This is a genomic window from Clostridium sp. HBUAS56010, assembly GCF_007115105.1.
Classification (GTDB): domain Bacteria; phylum Bacillota; class Clostridia; order Lachnospirales; family Lachnospiraceae; genus Lacrimispora.
On the sequence record NZ_SULJ01000014.1, the window covers coordinates 17,237 to 38,694 of the forward strand.

A 21,458-nucleotide genomic window follows, 5' to 3' on the forward strand; every position below is an offset into this window, starting at 1 on the left:
CATGCTCAAATGGAGAGAAAAAGGCTGTATTAAACCTCCCTGTGGATCATGGGCAATACCTTCAGGGAAATCCTCAGATCAATACTCAGGATAGTAAGCTAGAAAACCTTGAAGGCTTTGGGATCTGTAAGCTAACAAATAAAAAGTGTGTTCCTCAGCTGTCTCCATGGCTAAATGGAAATCAAAATAAAAAGATATGGAATCAGGCCACTTTAAAGATGGAAGCAACGGTAGTAGATACTGAATCTTATTGTGTTTGTTTGAAAAATCAGGGAATTATTTCTGCAAATAGTTCTGGGCAAACAGTTTTAAAGCAAGATCCTCATTCCGTGTATATAACTACTGATAGAACTGCAATTGTAGTAAATGGTATTCATTTTGATATATACAATCCAAATAGTGAAACAGTTAATAACACTGTAACAATAAAACAGCGTGAAGATTGGTATACAATAATGGAATATACAATGACTGAGGTGGAATTTAGTTTGTCTCAGGCACTGTTAGGAGTTAAATTTGAATTGGAGGATTTTAGTAGGGAAGAAGTATCTTCATATTCAAATCAAAGTGTTAAATATCCAAATGGAAAAAGTAAGACCACGCCTAAGAAAAATAAATTTGTAGATAGCCATACACCATCTGGAAGTAAAGCAGGTAATACAGTGATTTTATCTTCGGCAATATGGTTGGCAGAGAGTGTATTACAACAAATTGCAGATGCGGTTGAGTATACTCATGTGACATTTTATTTCCAGAAGGCGAATACTGGAAAACGTCGAGTAGTCTTACTTGGTGGTACAAAGTCTGATTATTGGAAGTATGTGAATTATGAGTTTTATAAAATGGAAAGAAGTTATTTGTATCATATTGTTCCTGAAAATCTGACCATTGTAACTAGAAATGGGATGAAGGAGACTGTGAAGGATTTAATTTTATATTATATAAGTAAAATTAAAAAAGGACAATCAAATGCAAAGTTATTGGTAAGTGAAGAAGAAATGTGGCTTAAGGATAACGAGTATTATGATTTGACTGTATATCTGTCTCCTCAAAGAAAAGCGGATTATCATCAGATGATTCTTTACTCTTATAATTCAAATTTATGTCAAATGCCTATAATTTATCCAGAAGAATCGTTAACAATTATTAAACGAAAAGGAATCTATCCTTTTGATAAACGTATTAAATTAATTGAATTAATATACAGTACTTGGACGCTTCAAGGAGATAAAAAATTCTGGAATATTTTTGATAAGGCACTGAAGCAACAATATATGAATAATAAAAAACCCTCAATTAGCGATCCCTCTAATGCAACCTTCACTTTTTCCAATTTAAAAGATGAAATTCCTAAAGGGGGAAAGCCAAAATCGGCATTTGATTTAATGAAGACAAATCATTAAGGAAGGGAAGCTATATGAATAATTTCAAATGTTTTTTACTTGTATGTCTGATCATAATTTTAATAACGGGATGCAAAAAAGAGGCACAACTTGCAGATGATACATGGTACATAGTAGATGATTATGCAATCCTTATGTTGTCTAAAGCAACGGAGGAAGAGGCTTATAAATCTTTAATGATTGAATTGAAAGGAAATAAGGAATCACTGGAAGATGCGATTATTACTCTTGAATCAATGAATCAAAATGCAGGAGTAAAAAATGCTGTGGGTGTAGGATATTTACGTTTAAGAAATTATGATAAAGCAGAAGAAAATTTTCGGGAAGCATTATCTCTTGCACAATCATATGAAGATAAAGCGTGTATTTTATCAAATTTATCAGAGGTTATGTTATATAAAGAAGATCTGGATTCTGCAGAAGAATTTGTGGAAGAGGCGCTTGAGTTAAAAGTGTCTGATCCATTAATAAATTTAATTTTAGAATCTAATCTGTCAGTAATACAATTACCAGAGGAAGAAAATTATGTCCAGAGAATATCGAAAATAAAAAAGTTAATAAAAAGAGAAAAGAATATATTAGGATCAAGCCAATTTGTTAGTATACTCAATTATAAAACATTGGGTAATGCTTGTTATCTTGATAATAATATGAAAAAGTTTGAATATTATATGAATAGAGCAATTAAGTTGAATTATAAAACTTATAAATACACGAGTGTGGAGGCTTGTTTATACCAAACAATAGCATTAAATTTATCATATTCTTCTTCATCTAAAGATTTAAATAGGGCTCTTGACAATATAAATAAAAATATAGAATTGTTAAGTAAATGGCAAGTAAAAGACCATTATGATCTATTAAATTCTTATGAAATTAGGGGCAATATTTATCTGAATTTGTATAATGAGGATAAAGCATTGGAAGATTATCAGCATGTTTTAGATCAATGCTCTCCTTATGATGACTTAGCAGCCGTATCTTATTATAATATGGCAAAAGCTTATGAGTATTCAGCTAATAATGAATTAATTGCAGGGTCATATGCAAAAGCCTATTTTATATGGAAAAGGGAAGGCTGGGTGGAATCAAACCAGGAAATAGAAGCAGCCTTAAGACAAATATATGATCGTCAAAATGACGGAAAAGAAAACTATGACAATTGGTTTAATCATCAAATAGAAGAAGCAGAGCAGGAGTTGGTGATTAAGTGGAAGCAGTAATATAAATTAAAAATTTTTATAATGTTTCATAACAATAATGGGAGGTTGTAATGGAAAACAATAATCAGGAAGTCAGAAGTACAGATGTACAGGAAATAAGTTATCAACTGTCTTCCAATTTACAAGAATATCTGGAGCGGTTTGAACAGATAGAAAAAGGGGGAAATAGATTTAACTTTTCAGCCGCCTTTTTTCAGCACTTATGGTTGGCATACCAGTTTATGTTTGGGGATTATATAGTCATATGTATAATAGGTCTTACACTAAAGCTTATTCTGATAATATGGGGGCTTTTATACACCGGTGCTGTGAAGGGGGCAATTGTAACGTATTTATGGATTTGGTTCTTCTTTTGGTTAATAAAATTTATTTTATTAGGATGCTTTGGAGACAGACTTCTTTATAGGAGCATAAAAAAGAGAATCAAAGATAACCGAAAGGGAGTGGTGGGGCTAATCACCCGAATGACTTCCTCTGATAAAACTGTGGTATTTCGTGGGACTGCTGTAGTAACAGGTGCAATTATTTGGATGGTACTATCAAATGGTGTACTTCCTATTCTTATTGATTGGATTCTTTACTGATAAAGAGTGGAGAATATTACACTTAGAAAAAGGAGATTTTATGACACGTCTGGAAGCTATGGAGCAGTATTTAAGACCATTTTTATACAATCAGGTAAGGAAAAAAGTGATATGTATGGAGAGTCGGATAACTGATTGTGTACCAAAAGAAATAGAGGATCTGTTATGGGCGGCTGTTCAGAGACAAAGGACAGATACTTGGACACCTGCATATCTCTCTGTATTTCATTTACACAGCAGCTTGCTGACCGGTACTTACAAGTATCAGATTTGCCTTATGAATGAACAGATATATTTTGATGATGATTTTGAAGAGGAAAACTGGTTTCCCGCTTTTCTATATAGTACCATGGCTGATGAACGAGCAGCATTGTCTCAAGAACTAAAGAAGAATTTTGTGAGGGTTAAGGAATATGAAATCAATTATGGACTCCGTCAGCTGGCAAAGGAATATAAGAAAGTGATGGAAGTGTGCCTGATTAAAATGCTATGTCATATGCATGAGAATCCAGCGTTTATGGGGTTAAGAAAACAAGAACCATTCCATTTTATATTTGGAGATTATATGGGAGAAATAAAATCTATTTTAGAATACAAAGGGGGAAATATTTATGTCAGCAAAGAATGTATTTGGAAATAGCTTTACCGTAAATCAGGAAATAAACATAATAGGAAAAAAGACAGAGATGAAATCCAAAGGTGGAAACTGGCCGAACCTTTCTTTGGGAGAGGTTGCAGTACCGGTTGAGCTTTCTGATATGATTCCTGTTGTCCTTGGTGCAATACCAGCCTTTTCAGGTAGCGGAAATATTTCATCAGAACTAATGGCTGCAATGGGGGCGGTAAGCGCTGCAGGAACCGTTCTGGTAAACCAAAATCAGGCCACAGGTCAGTACACTGCTGAATATATTCTTTCTTTGATGAAGGTCATGAATGGTGCATATGCAAAAGGAGGAAATCTAAGTGAGGATGAGCTGAAGAAATTGATGATGCTTCTCATGGCACAGATGCTAGAAAAGGCCGGACCTGGATTTTCCAACTGGAATCAGGTATTAAAGGAGCTTATGCAGAATGCTTCACTGGAGGATTTCATGAAGGGAGTACAGTCAGCAGTCTGTGCTCTTACGGGAGATCCTGTCAATGCAAACACTGGAAATTTCATTTATGAGAAAGAGGATATAGAAATCAAGTGTTCGGTTCCTCTCCTTTTTAAACGGACTTATAACCGGATTGATAAAAGAGAAGGTTGTATGGGAAGAGGATGGCGGCATAATTATGAGATAGAGCTTCTGATTGAAGACGACCGTTATACTATTATTTGGGAAGATGGACGAGAAGAGATTTATATGCGCCTGAAAGATGGTGGTACGGAGGCATTATTTGGCTGTATCAGCCGTCTGGAAAAAGTAGAAAAGGGATTTTCCTATAAGACTCAGCAAGGTCTCATTTATGATTTTAATCAGCAGGGGCAGTTGTTGAATAAAAGAGATTTAAGTGGAAAAGAAATTCATTTTTCCTACGGAAAAAATGGAAAGCTGGCATATGTTTCAAATGGATATGGGGCAACTCTGAATTACAACTACGACAGTACTTCAGGTTGTTTGACATCCATATCCGATCATAGCGGTCGAAGTGTTATACTCAGTTATCAACTAGGTCAGCTGTGTAGTGTGACAAATGCTGGGGGGGAAAGCTATTGCTACTATTATAATGATGAGAAAATGCTTTACCGGATTCAGAATCCAAGAGGAGTATTTGTCCTTGAAAATAAATATGATGATCAAGGACGCACCGTATGTCAGTTCTTTGCCGATGGAGGGGAAATTCATTATGATTATCAGAAGGAGAATAGCCGTACCCTCGTTACAGATCAAAACAGCAATAAGGTTGCTTACATTCATGATGAGAGATTTCGCAATATCAAGACCGTTTTTGAAGATGGAGAGGAAGAATTTGTATATAATGAGCGAAATCAGATGACCCATCATACAGACAAGAATAGGAACCAGACAAGATATTTCTATGATGATAAAGGAAATATGTCCAAGGTCATTTACCCGGACGGTTCCAAAAGCAACATGACTTATGATGTCAATAACCGCCTTCTTACATGGTCTGTAAATGGTGCCCAGAAGCTAAAGAATGTGTATGATACAAAGGGAAATCTCATAAGAACGTCAGATGCATTAAATCGTGAAAAAGAATTTGAATATGACAGCAAGGGAAATGTTTTAAAAGCAAAATTACCAGATGGAAGTGTGATTTCCTTAAAATATGATATTCGGGGAAACATTACTGATTATATTGACGAGTCAGGCCGAAAGATTAATTATGAATATGATGATTGCAACAGGGTAATCCGGACCATCGATGGGAACAGGCATTCCACAATCTTTGCCTATGACAAATGTGACCGTATTACCTGTGTGACCAATGCCCAGGGGAAAAGGCGTATTTATGAATACACAAAAAATGGAAAAGTAAAAAAAATCATAGATTTTAATGGAGCTGTTACCAGTCAGAGTTATAACTGTATGAATATGGTGGAAGCTTACACTGGGCCGGACGGGGAGAAATTCACCATGGAATATGACCAGATGCAGAATGTAACCCGCCGAATCCTGCCAAACGGAGGAGAATTGGCCTACGCTTATGATAACCTTAATCGCATGCAACAAATCACGCTTCCCACAGGGGGAGTCATTCATTATGAATATGATCCTAACGGAAACTGCACTGCGGTAACGGATCCTAATGGAAATCACACTGTCATGGAGTATGATGAACGGAACCAGATGACGAAAATAATTGATCCTTCTGGTGCGGCCACCGGTTATGATTATGATTTGGAAGGTCATTTAATTGGAATTACAAATGCCATGGGAAAAACTCATACCTATGTTTATGACGAGGCAGGGCAGCTGATCAGTGAGACGGATATTTTAGGAAATAAGACCTGCTATGAGTATAATGAGTTGGGAAAATGCATTTGTATGACAGATCCGGAGAAGCGAAAGACTGTTTATGAATATGCGCAGGGTGGGGATTTGTCCAGAATTATTTACCCCGATGGAACATCAGAAGCCTATTGGTATGACGAAAATGGGAATCTGATACGACGCCAGAATCATAAAGGTGATTTCATTGAAATTATCTATGACTGTGTGAATCAGCCAATAAAGGTGAAAAGCAGTTTTGGACAGGAAAAGAGCTATACATATAATGCTGCGGGAAAAGTGACTTCCATGACCGATCCTCTGGGGCATGTGATTCATTATGAATACTCTCCTGGCGGGAAGCTGACCTCAGTGATTGATGCGGCAGGAAACCGGACGGAATATGCTTATGATGGTATGGGAGAATTAATTACCATTTGCCAGCATGAGGGAAAGAGCATCCTGCTAAATGGAACGGAGAATTTCCAGGGAAAAAGCATTTTTGATAAAAATCAGGTTCATATGACCCAATATGAACGTAATCTCCTTGGGAAGATTGAGACAATCACCAATCCCCTTGGCATTAAGGAGCATTTTTCCTATGATTTAGCTGGAAAAATGACCTTGAAAAAGGATGGAGAAGGATATGAAACTTATTATGCTTACAATCCCCAGGGAGAAATGGAGCAGATCACTTATGCCGACGGGCGAAGCGTTGCATTTTCTTACAATCCCTTACGGCAGTTGATTGAAGTACAGGACTGGCTGGGAACAACCAGAATAGAGCCGGATGAAGTAGGAAGAGCAAAGAAGATTATTGATTATAAAGGACGTGAAGTCTCTTATCAGTGGGGAAAATTAGGAGAGAGAAAAGCACTGACATATCCAGATGGACAAATTGTATCTTATGAATATGACGAGCTGATTCGATTAAGCAGTTTGAGAGATGGAGAGAGAGAAATTCAATATTCTTATGATGAAAATGGCTATTTATCGAAAAAGATTTTTTCCAACGGAATTGTCACCAGTTACGATTATAATTCGGTTGGACAGCTAAACAGACTGACCCATCATCAAGACGGCAAAATATTAGATCAATATGAATATGATTATGACCTTATGGGAAATAAAACTTCCATAAGAAAACAACGAAAGGCAGATGTCTCCTCAGCAAACGGAATTTCACGGGAAATAAGCAGGAAAGTTCAGGAGGAAAGCGGTTTTTATCAGTATCAATATGACTCGATGAATCGTCTTACAGAAGTAAAAAAGGATCGGGAGCGTATAAACAAATATGAATATGATGCCTTTGGAAACCGGGTAAGAAAACAGGCAGGGACAAAGAATATCCGCTATCATTACAATGTGGCAAACCAATTGATTCGTGAGGAGGGAATCTTTCCGGAGCAATCGTATCAGTATGATGGAAGAGGAAACCTAACCGCTGTTCTTTGTGGAGAGGAAGAGGTGAACCGGTATATCTATGATGAAACGAATCGATTAGCGGAAGGATTTAATAAAAAAGGGCAGGCTTCCAAATATCAGTACGATGGACTAGGTAACCGGATTGGAAAGCAGGAATTTACTGTCTCTGATTTGAAATCTGGCCTTGGGATTCAGCCAGAAATGATATTAATGGAACAGCCGGACAGAGAAGTAGATTATCTTCTGGACCTGACCAGGAATTATCATAATCTATTGAAAAAAGCCGAGACATCAGGAGAGAGCGTGGACTCTCAAACTTATGTCTGGGATAACAATGTTGTATTTATGACAGAAAAGGAAAATTCACATGTTTTTATGCAAGACGAATTGGGGAGTACGGTTCGTTTAACAGGGATTTATGATCAACGGCAGACTATATATGGATATGATGAATTTGGACAGGATTTGTATCAAAATCAGGGGGAGGTTCAGCCGTTTGGGTATACTGGGTATCAAAGCGACAACATAGCGAATACATATTTTGCGCAGGCAAGAGAATATTTGCCTGGAATTGGGAGATTTAATGAAAATGATCTTATCTCTGGAACTAAATTAGATCCAATAACATTAAATCGGTATTGCTATTGCAGAAGTAATCCGTTGAATTGGTTGGACTTGAATGGATTAAAACCACAAAAATCAGATAATTTAGCAAGTGACTTTTGGCAGTGGTTATTTGAAGATAGTTATATTATTTCCCATAAAGATAAAAAAAGAAAAAAGAATGATATCAATAAAGTTTCTGTTAGGAGTAGAGAACTCTTTATAGAATCTTTGCAATGGGTGAATAACGGCGTAGAATCTGTAACTAATGAGATTGATTCAATATTTGATGCGAGCGTAGATGCAGGTATTGGGGTTGGTGGATCTTTGTCTGTGGGACCAGTAAAAGGAACTCTTTTGTTAAAACTAGGCTACTATGAGGTGGATGAGCACGGAAGAATGGAATTGAAAACGGCAGGTGAAATTGGTGTTGACTTTTCAGGAAACGTAGGGGCATCTGCAGAAGCTGGATATAATCATAAAACAGGAAAACCATATGGTTCAATTGGATTAGACCAGTATACATTTGATGGTGATATAAAATGGAATATGGGAGGAAGTGTTTATGCTGGAATTGGTGTTGGAGGGAATTTTTCAATTAATATCAGTGAAATAGGGAAAGAAGTGTGGAAAGGGATAGAAAAAGCTTTCGACTGCAAGAGCTCAAAGTAACTTTAAAAGAAGATATAAAAGGAGAGGTTTTATGAAAAAAGTATTATTAAGCTTCATTATGCTATTACTCTTTACTATCACTTGGAGATATCCCCAAATGATAAATGCAGAGAGTCAGAATGTTTATGATTCACAGTCAGAACAGTATTTAACCCCTCTTCTTCAGGCGTTGAAAAATCGTGACGAAAAGGCTATGTATAAACTGTGGATTGATAAGAGTGAGTCAGAGGAAAGCAGCAAACTTTTTGAAATGCTTTTTGACTTGTGGGATGGGGAGAACTGGGATTCTACTGAAAAACTGGGTGAGAAAAAACGAAATTCAGAGGGAAGTACGCCCGGAGCAACGATATACCGATATAAGGTGAAGAATGGTACAGGAAGTAGAGAAATCGAGTTTTCCGTTATAGATGATAGTAATGATATAGACTGGATTCATATTACGGCAGATATTCCAACGCCCCGTTTACTTACATTATTACATCATTTTAGCGGAGGACAATGGTTCATGGCAGTTCTGGCAGTAGCTGAAGTTTTATTTTCATTGTATGTGACTTTTCTGTGCATTAAGAAAAAACCTAGATTATGGGGGTGCTGGTTAGCATTTATCCTGACTATTTACGGAGGAATCATCATTACTTTAGGTGATGATGTTATTTTGACATTTTTTTTCCGTACGTTAACATTTCCTAAAATTTTAGAGCACCAGAAGTTTGGAACGCAGGTATATGTGTCGGTTCCAGTTGGGGCTATAATATTTCTAATTAAAAATAGAGTAGAAAAAAGTAAAAGAGCGGCAGAATAATTATGAGGTACTTCACCTAATAACCTTGATACATTTTATGTTGTAAATGGAAGGGATTTTATTACATGGGGGCATCAGGAAATAAAGACATACAATTTGAATGAATTTAATTCTGAATATGATCCCAATGGGAACCGCACCGTTATGGAGTATGATGAACGGAACCAGATGACGAAAATAACAGATCCTTCCGGTGCAGCAACCATGTATGAGTATGATATGGAAGGACATTTAATTGGGATTACAAATGCCATGGGAAAATCTCATACCTATGTTTATGAAGAGGCAGGGCAGCTGGTCAGTGAGACGGATGTACTGGGAAATAAGACCTGCTATGAGTATAATGAGTTGGAAAAATGTATTTGTATGACAGATCCGGAGAAGCGAAAGACTGTTTATGAATATGCGCAGGGTGGAAATCTGATACGCCGCCAGAATCATAAAGGAAATTTTATTGAAATTACCTATGATTGTGTGAATCAGCCAATAAAGGTGAAAAGTAGTTTTGGAGAGGAAAAGAGCTATACATATAATGCTGCGGGAAAAGTGACTTCCATGACGGATGCACTGGGAAATATAACCTATTATGAATACTCTCCTGGCGGGAAGCTGACCTCAGTGATTGATGCGGCAGGGAACCGGACGGAATATGCTTATGATGGTATGGGAGAATTAATTACCATTTGCCAGCATGAGGGAAAGAGCATCCTGCTAAATGGAACGGAGAATTTCCAGGGAAAAAGCATTTTCGATAAAAATCAGGTTCATATAACCCAATATGAACGTAATCTCCTTGGGAAGATTGAGACAATCATCAATCCCCTTGGCATTAAGGAGCATTTTTCCTATGATTTAGCTGGAAAAATGACCTTGAAAAGGGATGGAGAAGGATATGAAACTTATTATGCTTACAATCCCCAGGGAGAAATGGAGCAGATCACTTATGCCGACGGGCGAAGCGTTGTATTCTCTTACAATCCCTTACGACAGTTGATTGAAGTACAGGACTGGCTGGGAACAACCAGAATAGAGCCGGATGAGGTTGGAAGAGCAAAGAAAATCATTGATTATAAAGGACGTGAAGTTTCTTATCAGTGGGGAAAGACAGGAGAACGCAAAGCACTGACTTATCCAGGTGGACGAACTGTATCTTATGAGATGGAATTATTACCAGCTATGATTATAATTCTGTGGGACAGCTAAACAGACTAACCCATCATCAGGCTGGGAAGATATTGGATCAATATGAATATGATTATGACCTTATGGGAAATAAAACTTCCATAAAAAAACAGCGGAAGGTTGAAATCTCCTCAACAGACGGAAATTCACGGGAGATAAAATTGAAAAAGAGGAATACACTGGTGAACATATGGAAATTATGATTAAAAATTCATCAGAATTATCGTCATATTTAAAGCAGTATAATATTTCTGATTTAAAATATAAAGTAGACTGGAATAAAGAGTTTATTTTGATGACATATCCATATGAAATAAGTAAATGTACATTTAGTTTATCTAATGATAAAGATAGGTTTCATGTTATGGATATTATATATAGAAAAACTTCTTCGTCAAATCTTAATATTTATATTGTAAAGGGAAGGAATTTTGTTACATGGGAAGCATCAGGAGCACATAAAGACATACGATTTGAATGAATTTAATTCTGAATATGAATGCAATCTGCTTGGAAAAATTGAAACGATCATTAATTTTCTTGGTCTAAAAGAGTATTATGCTCATGATCTGGCAGAAAAAATTAATAACAGATAGAGACAAGGCGATTAAAGCTTTAAGGATTTATGCAAAAATATAGAAGTGAAAAGGGAAAAGCGACTGATGCATATTGTTATTATCAGCTTGAATAGAAAATACCTAAGAAAAGAATAAAGTGAGGAAAAGAAATGTTGGATTTTATAGTAATAATTTTAATGATCTTATTTACAGGGAAAATGCTTATAACACCAACCCATGAAATGATTCAGAAATATCCTAAAATACCATCTCCAATAGTAGCAAAAATTGGGGCGGGGATTGCTTTTGTACTTGGAATGGGGCTGGCAGTGTTACAAATACTTATGTGGATGGGGAAATTATAATAAAACATATTAAAAATAAAAAAATGGTGGAGAATGGTTAAAAAACTATCTTCGTTTTTGCTTTTAGGCTTTTTGTCAATAGATGGCTGGAATGTTATGGTTTGCAACTTTGATATATTACGCAGTTAAGCACCAAATGTTTTATATAAGTATTTTAGGAATAGATGTAGCTTTTTCTCCTGTATTTTATTAAAATGTAATAGTACGAAAAGATAAAGGAGTATTTAAACCAATGGATAATGAAGTTAACCTAATTAAGTACTGGAGGAACAGCCTTGCAGATGCAGCAAGGAAAAATATAGATAAAAAGAAGCTAGAGGCAGCTTTTCCAGTCTCTCCATGTGATATACAAAATGGAATAATAGAGGCTTGTTTAGCGGGAAAAATATTTTATGAAGCCTCCAGAATTAAAAGAGAAAATCATAATAGTGATCCTGAAAAAGAGGAATATATTGATATACTGATTTGTCCTATAAAAGCAATGGCAAAGGTGGAACATGGTTCTGAGATTGATACATTGGAACAAATTATTACACCTCTTTGGATTCCCGCGGTCATGTCAAGAAGTGGCAGACTTTTACCTAAACCAAATAGTTTTCCTTGGATTCCCAGAGACTTGCTTGAACCAGCTTTCGGAAAAATAACTACAGTAGGCTGCGTGACCGATGTCGATGATTATTTAACAATACATAAGCAGGTATTTCGACAAGAGGAGGGCTTTAGAGGTGTATGGGAATATAGTAAGGCTATGTTTGAACATGTAGTGAAATGCAAAATGGATGAATATAAGATTGAAAACTATGAAATTGAATCTCATTCATATATACTTTTAGAGTCACCCGTTCAAGGAGCCGCCAGAAATATCATTAATTTATATGACAATATCACAAGAGATAACCAGATCCCATTGCTTCTGAAGAATTACGCCAATATTGATGATGCCAAGCTGACAAAACTTCTTGATACGAATGAAGAGATGGAAATCTGCAAAAGACATATTGGACAAATGGGATATAAATTTTCATTATCACTCTCCCAACGGCAATCCATGCACCATATCCTTACCTTAGAGCATGGTCAGATGCTGGCAGTAAATGGTCCCCCTGGAACGGGGAAGACGACTCTTTTGCAAAGCGTAGTTGCGTCGATGTGGATAGAGGCTGCACTAAAAGAGGAAGAACCTCCTGTCATTGTTGCCGCTTCCGCAAATAATCAGGCAGTAACCAACATCATTGATAGTTTTGGTAAAATTGACGAGTCGGACACTTCATTATTGTCTGGCAGGTGGCTTCATGACGTCAATAGTTATGGTTTATATTGTCCATCTCAGGATAAAGTTAGAAAAACAAAAGGGGAATTTCAAATAGCTGATTGTTCGGCAAAATATAGAGGACCGTTTCCTGAAAAAGTTGAAGATTCAAAATATGTGAAGGAAAACAGGGGATACTTCGTGTCAAAATGCTCACAGTATGCTGAAAAGGAACTGTCAGATCTTTCTGATTGTTTGGAATTTTTACATACTGATTTGAAGTGTGCTGTATTAAAAATTGATGAAGGAATTGCTCTGTTTGAAACATATACCAGACATAAGGAAAAGATATTACCACTTTATTCACAATATAATGGTATAGAAGCGTATCTGGAACAGAAGAAGCTAGAGGTTCATAAGCTGGAATCTGAAATTGAAGAGTTAAAGAAAGTAAAAGATGGCTGGCTGGAACATTTTATAAAACAACACTGGTTGCTAAATTTATTTGCATTTTTACCTCCTGTAAAAAATTTAATTATGTTAAAAAACAGGCGTTACCATAATCTTACCAATTATACGATTGAAGCCGATTTTTCAAATCAGGACGATATATTAAACTTCATGGATAGCAAAAAAAGAAATCTGGAGAAACTGAAAAAAGATGCGGAAACAGATCTAAAAAATGCAGATGATAATTGGAAAGGGTTAAAGGATTTAAATCGTATTCTCTTGGTATGGCTGGAGGAAAATGAGATTAAGTGGGAAAAGAAAAGCAGTATAGATGGTGTCAACAGCGCACAAAGAGAAATAAAGGATTTATATGACGTACTATCCTTTATGGATATTAATTTAAGATATAAAGCCTTTAAAATTGCTACTCATTACTGGGAATGCAGATGGCTTATTCAAATGGAGGAACAAATAAATAGTAACTATAAAGAGACTGTAAACCAGGAAAATATGAAAAAGAAATGGCAAAGATATGCGAAGCTTACTCCGTGTATTGTGTCAACCTTTTATATGATCCCGAAGTTTTTTACAGCGTGGCGAGGCGATGAACAACCTTTGTATGATTTTATCGATTTGCTGATTATTGATGAAGCCGGACAAGTTCCTGCTGAAATTGCAGGAGCTGTGTTCTCTCTTGCAAAAAAATCAATTGTTGTTGGAGATCTGCTTCAAATAGAACCGGTTTGGAGTATCAACGAGAGCATTGACATTGGAAACTTGAAAAGGTACCATATCATTCAATCTGATCGTGATTGTGATGTGGATACATTTTTAAAAACTGGAATGGCAGCTTCTTGCGGAAGTGTAATGAAAATAGCACAAAGGGCAAGTAAATATCAAAAATATGAAGTTGAACGGGGAATGTTTTTGTCTGAGCATAGAAGATGCTTCAGTGACATTATTGAATATTGCAATGAACTTGCTTATAAAGGACGGTTGAAGCCCAAAAGGAAAGATGTCTCTGGTATGCCTCTGCCGCGTATGGGATACCGAAACATAAAGGGGAAGGCAACACAATCAGGAGGCAGTTGGGGAAATCGGGAAGAAGCGAAAAAAATTGCTGAGTGGATAAGAGACAATGGAAGCCAGCTTGAACATTTTTATTCGGAAGAAGCCGATAAAAAAAAGGAGTTAAAGACAATTATTGGAATCGTTACACCGTTTGCCTATCAAGGCAGGCTTATAAAGACAGAGCTAAGGAATTTAAAAATCAATGATATAACGGTTGGGACGGTACATTCCCTTCAAGGCGCAGAAAGAAATATAATTATTTTCTCATCCGTTTATGACTCTGGTCAGAAGAACGGAACATTCTTTTTCGATCAAGGTCCTAATATGCTCAATGTAGCGGTGTCAAGGGCAAAAGACAGCTTTTTGGTATTTGGTGATATGGGAATTTTTGATGAAAATAGTAATAAGCCATCTGGAATTTTAAGAAAATATTTAAAAGCTTGTATATAATTTATAGTTAATATTATTAGTCAAAAGAGTAGGGGGAATAAAATGGATAAGTATGGATATGTGTTAAAGAGGGAAGAAAAGAAGTTTCCCAATGAACGTTATCATAAAGCGGAACTGGAGTTAATGACTACGTTTCAATTACGTGAAATATGCAGGAAAGAAAAAATTCTTCATGGGGTTATAAATTCGTTAGATAAAGAAGAGTTGATCAGGACAATTGTCCGTTTTAGGGGGGCAGATGAGTATTACCTGATTGATCAACATAATGAGACCGGGGTTCAGTCATTGGAGAATCTGCTAAAAGTGACCAGGCTTCAGGAAGAACAGGATTTGCATCTGCAATGCAGCTCTAAGATAGTGGCTTATGAAGGACTCTCTATTGACTATTATGATGGCTTGACAATTCCATATGAGGAATCTTTGGCAGGGACTAATGCTTTTGTGGTTGGTGGCGATATGACTTTATGTGCCATTTTAAATGTGGTTTCTAAGGGAACCAGAACTGATTGTTTATATTTGACCAAAGCGGCTGAACTTCCATGTAAGGAATCCTCTATTAAAAATTACAGCCTTTATTGCATGAGACAAAAGGAATCACAGCTTTTATATCAGATATATAATGGGAAATATGAGTTTAATCCACAATACCTTTCTGTATATAGGGTGCCTTTGCTGGATTTTGGAGTCATGGCTCCAGTTGCTTTATCAATGCCTCTGGCAATGGACTTCGGGACATCTAATACTACTGCAGGAGTTTATCTGGATCGTCAGTATTTTGAGAAAACAGGACTAAGGGAGGGAGAGCTTGGATTAAAATCCAATTCTATTAATTATGTTCCCTTTTATAATAAATCGGTAGACTGGGAAGAAACTACATTGTTTCCCAGTGTGGTGGGTGTACAGTCTGTAGAATCCGGTAAACCTCATTTTTTGTTTGGATATAATGCGATTAAACTGGTGGAGTCCAGTTATATTGATGAAGGGTTTTGCGTTTTTTACGATATTAAAAGATGGGTTGGGGATTACGAAAAACAGGAAGAAATTACAGATCGGCAGGGGAGAAGAGGATTTGTATCCAGAAAGGAAATACTAAGAGAGTATTTTGAATATATTATAATGGCTGCTCGAAATCGTTTTAAATGTGATGTTAAGAGTGTACATATATCCTGTCCGGTAAAACAAAAGACCCAGTTTCAACGATTGTTTTCAGATATTCTTTCAGAATATACAGTAGAGAAGAATGATATGATTGATGAAGGAGTATCTGTTTTGTATAATACAATATCTGGTATGATTCAAAAAGGAAATGTTCAGGAGGGGGAAGAATATAAGGCATTGATTATTGACTGCGGAGGTGGCACTACAGATCTTAGCTCATGCCGTTTTCGGGTTTGGGACAAACGGGTCTCATACCAAATTGAAATAGATACTGCCTACGAAAATGGAGATACGGATTTTGGGGGAAATAATATCACCTTTCGAATTATGCAGCTTTTAAAAATATCCATCGTAAATCAATTGTATAAATCTTCTCTTTTATCTGAGAGGGAAATTCTGTCTGGGTATGATATTGATGTATTCCGATATGTAGATCAAAATGGAAAAGCAAAGCTGTACCAGGAGTTAGAGGAAGAATATAAAAAGGCAGAAGCATATATACCTACCCGTTTTCGTGAATACGAGAACCGGAGCAGAGCAGATTATTATAAGGTGAAGAACAATTTTTACTTTTTGTTTCATCTGGCAGAAGTAATAAAGAAGGAATTCTATAATCATGTAGGTACGCTTCGTGTTGCATTGTCATCTTCAGAAGTGATAGAGAGTGCTACGAACTGGATTCATGTAGATAAATGGAAAATGTCCTGCCGTATGAACCAAGAACTTGAGATTTTTAAAGAATTTCCAACTGTTTATTTTAGTATCTATGAGTTGGAATTATTATTAAAGGGGGATATCTACGCAGTTATTCAAAAATTTATAGATGGAATGTATGAAGATGATGTCCTTGAGGATTATTCCATTATTAAACTAACAGGGCAGTCTTGCAAAATAGATGTTTTCCGTGATGCACTAAAGGAATTTGTTCCTGGTAAAGCAATTCGTTTTAAACGGAAAAGTGGTGATTTGACCAAAGATTATGAATTAAAGATGACTTGTGTAGATGGTGCCTTGCAGTATTTAAAGGATAAAAAATATGGATTTGCCGATGTAACGGTTCGAACACAAGAACCGGCACTTCCCTATCAAATTACAGCATTTACTCATAATGGCGAAGAAGTGATATTAATTCATGAGTTAAAGAGAAATACTACTAGTGGAATGATATCCAGGAATATGGAGGATTTAACTCTAAAGCTGTATTTAAAAGATTTGGCAGGCAAAGAACGGTATCAGTATTCGTTCTATACTTCTCCGAATGATTTTAAAGAGAAGAATTATGAAGAAATACAACAAATTTATGGACAACGCATTCCACAGGCCGATACAGATAATATAATTGAACAAGAAGTAAAGTTCTTTGTATGGGCAAGACCTCTTGATTTGGCATTTTCTGTAGTTCCATTATATCGAAAGGAGAAGAAATTATATCTCGGAAAAGAAGAAGAATTTTATTTTGAGAATGATGGATGGGTTCAAAACTTTTTTGATGGAATGAAATAATAAGAAACAGATGTTTAGAGAAAAAACAGAAGACAAACAGATAAATCATCAGAAAGGAATTAAACAGATGCAAAATTTATATCCACTGTTTGAGCGAAATAGAATTTTGAAAAAGGAATTATTATGGTCTTTGCGGGACTACTCTTTTGCGCATATTCAACTGGAATATCAGGAGTATGAACAGGGAATTCTGCGAGGGTGTAATCTAAGAGTTGAGGAAAAAGAATTAGTGGTTGGCAAGGGAATCTTAAAATTTAAAGAATTTGTCTGTCTATTGACAGAGGAACAGCGCATTCCCTATACTTCCATGGATCAAATACAATATTTAAAAATTAGTGTAGACATAGACAAGAACTCTCAGGATTATATTGCTTATCAGATGAAAATTTTTCTTACAATAATGGAAGAAAAAAAGGGGAATGAGTTTGAACTATGCCGGTTTCATTTAAGAAATGGAGCAAAGCTAAGGGACTCCTATAAGGATTTTACAGATATGGAAACGGAATATGATACGGTTAATTTAATTTATTCCGATTGGGCAGGGCTGGGAGGAAAAACTATGAATCCGGTTATTACACGGTATTTTGCTAAACTTTTATTAGAGAGTGAAGGCAGTGATTTAGAAGACCGGGCATTTGCCTATTTATGTTTGAGTAAATCTGGAGCCATACCTATTAAACCATTGATGTCTTATATCAACAGACGCAGTGGAAGGATAATGGAGGAAAAATTAAATAATCTACTTTTATATCAGTATTTGAATCAAATTATTAATGAGTCTCAAAAAGGAGTGAAACAAGATACCGGAAGCAAAAAAGAAAGACGAAAAATATTAGTTGATTAGTCAGAATAGCTGGTTCTATGATAGAAATTGATTACAAAATGAAAGGGCAAAAACAGTTATTCAGATACTGCGTTTGCTTTTTTCATTGTCGAAACTGATCATAGGGAAGCATCTGAATTTTGGGCGAATAGTAAAATAAAATCATATTTTTTCATAATGGCAGACAATGGGTGGTGTGAGCAGAACAACATTCCGCCGATTAGTATTGTGTTATAGACTACATCACCAAAAGCAGTAGAGAATCGAAATTATGGGATATTATGTTACGGTGCAAGACAATGTGAACATTTACGTAGAAGATTTAAACCCGGACTGCAAGGATACCATTCTTTTCCTTCATGGCTGGCCTGGAAGCCATAAGCTTTTTGAATATCAGTTTAATGTTCTTCCCAGTTTGGGATTTCGATGCATAGGAATTGATACCAGAGGATTTGGCGAGTCTGACAAACCGTTCTGCGGGTATGACTATGCCCGTCTGGCAGACGATGTGAAAGGGGTTATTGATGCCCTGGGACTTAAGGATATTACATTAGTTGGACATTCCACAGGAGGTTCTATTGCGATCAAGTACATGGGCAGACATAATCAATATGGTGTATCCAGGTTAGTACTGGTTGCAGCAGCAGCTCCCAGCCTAATCAAACGCCCTGACTTTCCATATGGGGTTAATAAGGATACGATCTTAAATCTGATTAAGGAAACCTATGTGGACCGGCCAAACATGCTTACTAACTTTGGAAATACATTCTTTTTCAAACTGATTACCTATCCCTTCTCCCAGTGGTTTTTCCAGATTGGTCTTCAGGCGGCTGGCTGGGCAACAGCAGCTATTGAAAAAACCTGGATTGAAGAGGTTTTATTTCAGGAGTTATCTGAGATTACAGTTCCAACCTTAATTATCCATGGAATTCATGATAAGATAGTGCCTTTTGAATTAGGTGAGATCCAGCATCAGTATATTAGAAGTTCCACTCTATTACCTTTTGAGTTCAGCGGTCATGCGTCTTTTTATGATCAAATGGACGAATTTGATAAGGTCCTGTCAGATTTTGCAAAAGGAGACTGTTAGTAAGAAATGGGTGAAAGAAAGTAAACGCTACATAGGTTCTTTCCAAACTTACTTGATTATGATTAACTAAGTTTGGAAAGAATCTTGTGTATCTCGTCATTTCTATGGTAGAATAGGCATGTTTGTATTTTAATACCCAAAAGCCATTGTACATATATTGACTTTTTCTCTCATCTTTGATAACATCCATAAACATACAAGTTATATAGAGATATATGTTATTTGCATAAAATACAGGATTTTGAACCCGGGAGGAAATAAAGTGAAAAAAAAGTTATTAACCATTCTATTAGCAGCAGCTGCCCTAACCACAGCCTGCAGCAATAGTTCAAAGACAAAGACATCTGACGGTGCAGCAGCTTCTAATGCAGCGAACGAAGTTAACATTGAAAGCAAATCAGAAGATACCGATTCAGCCAGCATTTCAAAAGGCGGCAATATCATTATTTCAGAAACCGCTGATCCCCAGAATGTGAATCCCCTCTTTGTAGTGGATCAGACAAGCTTTGATATGCAGCAGGCGTTATACAGTCCATTTTTTGAGATTGTAGGTGGAAAGATTTATTATGGAAATGGTATTGCAGAAAGTGTAACTCCCAATGAAGACAGCAGTGAATTTACTCTGACTTTGAAAAAGGATTTAAAATGGCATGACGGACAGCCGCTTACCGCCGATGATGTGGTGTTCACAATGCAGGTTCTGGTTGATCCTGATCAGAAAGTTCCATATTCTTCCTATGGCATGATTGATGGCAGTCCCATTGAAGCCGAGAAAGTAGATGATCTGACCGTTAAGATTAAACTTCCGGCATCGTCAGCAGGATTTTTAGGAGGATTGAGTCAGGTTTACTGTATTCCCAAACATATCTATGAAGGTGTAAAAGACATCGGCACCAGTGATTTGAATAATACCCCGGTAGGAAGCGGACCATTTAAGTTTGTAGAATATAAATCCGGTCAGTATGTGAAAGTAGAACGGTTTGATGACTGGTTTAATCCGGTATACCTCGATGGAATAACCTTTAAGATTGTAAAAGATGCCAACTCAGCCAATGCAGCTTTGGCAAGCGGAGATATCAATGCACGTCTTATCAGCCCCGAAGAATATGAAACGGTAGCCGGCTATAACAATGTTACCATTTACTCCTACAATTCCGGTCGTGTGAATGCCTTATTTATGAATCAGAATAATGAAGCACTGAAGGATAAAAGGGTTCGGCAGGCAATCAGCTATGCGCTGGATAAAGAAGAACTGACCCAGTTTGCATTTACTTCTTCCAAGTTTGCTTCCCCGGCGTATTCCATTCTGACACCAGATACCTTGTTTTATAAAGGAGATTTGACAAAGTACGACAACGACCAGGCAAAAGCAAAGCAGTTGCTTGAGGAGGCAGGTCAGAGTGATCTGAGTTTGAATATTATGTATATTTCCACAAATAAAACCATGGAAAACGAAGCACTGTATATTCAATCAAAGCTTGCAGAAGCAGGAATTACCATTCAACTAAAACCAATGGATGAATCCACATTTAAAAATAAAATCCAGGAAACCGGGTCCAAAGAATTTGATCTTGTTCTTCATTACTATACATTGGGAGAAGAACCAAGTTTATATTCTGACATATCATCTTCCGATAGCCGTTCTAACTATTCCCGCATTGATGACGAAACGTTAGACGAACTGTGGAAGAAAGGGAATACTGTGTCCGATGAGGCAGAGCGCGCGTTACTATATGAAGAGATTCAGACTCGAATTAACGATAATATGTACATTTACCCTATTGCGTATTCCAATGGTTTTTATGCAGTAGATCAGAGATTTAAAGGATTTGATCAGGCTATTTTAAAGACAATCTATTATGATTATTCTAAAATTTATCAGGAATCCAATCAGTAGATCAGAGGGCATCTG

General features: G+C 36.5%; 14 protein-coding genes. All 14 read left to right on the top strand.

All coding sequences use genetic code 11. From position 1 onward, the window contains the following. A partial coding sequence (locus FAY33_RS17030) for a PAAR-like protein (protein ID WP_143322491.1) occupies positions 1-1,403 on the top strand: 1,403 nt, incomplete at its 5' end. 14 nt (positions 1,404-1,417) lie between these two features. Further along, on the top strand, positions 1,418-2,626 hold the full coding sequence (locus FAY33_RS17035) for a tetratricopeptide repeat protein (RefSeq protein WP_143322436.1): 1,209 nt from the start codon (positions 1,418-1,420) through the stop codon (positions 2,624-2,626). A gap of 50 nt (positions 2,627-2,676) precedes the next feature. After that, a complete protein-coding gene (locus FAY33_RS17040) occupies positions 2,677-3,210 on the top strand; it encodes a DUF2628 domain-containing protein (RefSeq protein ID WP_143322437.1) in 534 nt (177 codons plus the stop codon). Between the two features lie 40 nt (positions 3,211-3,250). After that, positions 3,251-3,850: a hypothetical protein gene (locus FAY33_RS17045; protein WP_143322438.1), complete on the top strand. Its 600-nt coding sequence runs from the start codon at positions 3,251-3,253 to the stop codon at positions 3,848-3,850. Next, on the top strand, positions 3,822-8,846 hold the full coding sequence (locus FAY33_RS17050; RefSeq protein WP_143322439.1) for a DUF6531 domain-containing protein: 5,025 nt from the start codon (positions 3,822-3,824) through the stop codon (positions 8,844-8,846). The genes FAY33_RS17045 and FAY33_RS17050 overlap by 29 nt, the downstream gene beginning before the upstream one ends. A 31-nt stretch (positions 8,847-8,877) precedes the next feature. Beyond that, positions 8,878-9,648 carry a hypothetical protein gene (locus tag FAY33_RS17055; protein ID WP_143322440.1) on the top strand — a complete coding sequence of 257 codons (771 nt, stop codon included), beginning with the start codon at positions 8,878-8,880 and terminating at the stop codon, positions 9,646-9,648. Positions 9,649-9,744: 96 nt separating this feature from the next. Next, positions 9,745-10,851: an RHS repeat protein gene (locus FAY33_RS17060; RefSeq protein WP_143322441.1), complete on the top strand. Its 1,107-nt coding sequence runs from the start codon at positions 9,745-9,747 to the stop codon at positions 10,849-10,851. A gap of 169 nt (positions 10,852-11,020) precedes the next feature. After that, positions 11,021-11,311: a hypothetical protein gene (locus tag FAY33_RS17065; protein WP_143322442.1), complete on the top strand. Its 291-nt coding sequence runs from the start codon at positions 11,021-11,023 to the stop codon at positions 11,309-11,311. Between the two features lie 246 nt (positions 11,312-11,557). After that, positions 11,558-11,752 (top strand): hypothetical protein, encoded by a 195-nt coding sequence (locus FAY33_RS17070; RefSeq protein WP_143322443.1) that lies wholly within the window; start codon positions 11,558-11,560, stop codon positions 11,750-11,752. Between the two features lie 232 nt (positions 11,753-11,984). Continuing rightward, the gene (locus tag FAY33_RS17075; protein ID WP_143322444.1) at positions 11,985-14,972 is read left to right on the top strand and encodes an AAA domain-containing protein; all 2,988 of its coding nucleotides are present in this window, start codon (positions 11,985-11,987) and stop codon (positions 14,970-14,972) included. A gap of 42 nt (positions 14,973-15,014) precedes the next feature. Continuing rightward, positions 15,015-17,633 (top strand): molecular chaperone, encoded by a 2,619-nt coding sequence (locus FAY33_RS17080; RefSeq protein ID WP_143322445.1) that lies wholly within the window; start codon positions 15,015-15,017, stop codon positions 17,631-17,633. A 67-nt stretch (positions 17,634-17,700) separates the two neighbouring features. Next, positions 17,701-18,477, top strand: coding sequence for a hypothetical protein (locus tag FAY33_RS17085; RefSeq protein ID WP_143322446.1), 777 nt, complete (start codon positions 17,701-17,703; stop codon positions 18,475-18,477). Between the two features lie 250 nt (positions 18,478-18,727). Then, entirely contained in the window at positions 18,728-19,546 is an 819-nt protein-coding gene (locus tag FAY33_RS17090; RefSeq protein WP_143322447.1) for an alpha/beta hydrolase, read from the top strand. 262 nt (positions 19,547-19,808) lie between these two features. Continuing rightward, positions 19,809-21,443 (top strand): ABC transporter substrate-binding protein, encoded by a 1,635-nt coding sequence (locus FAY33_RS17095; protein WP_143322448.1) that lies wholly within the window; start codon positions 19,809-19,811, stop codon positions 21,441-21,443. The last annotated feature ends 15 nt before the right edge of the window (positions 21,444-21,458 follow it).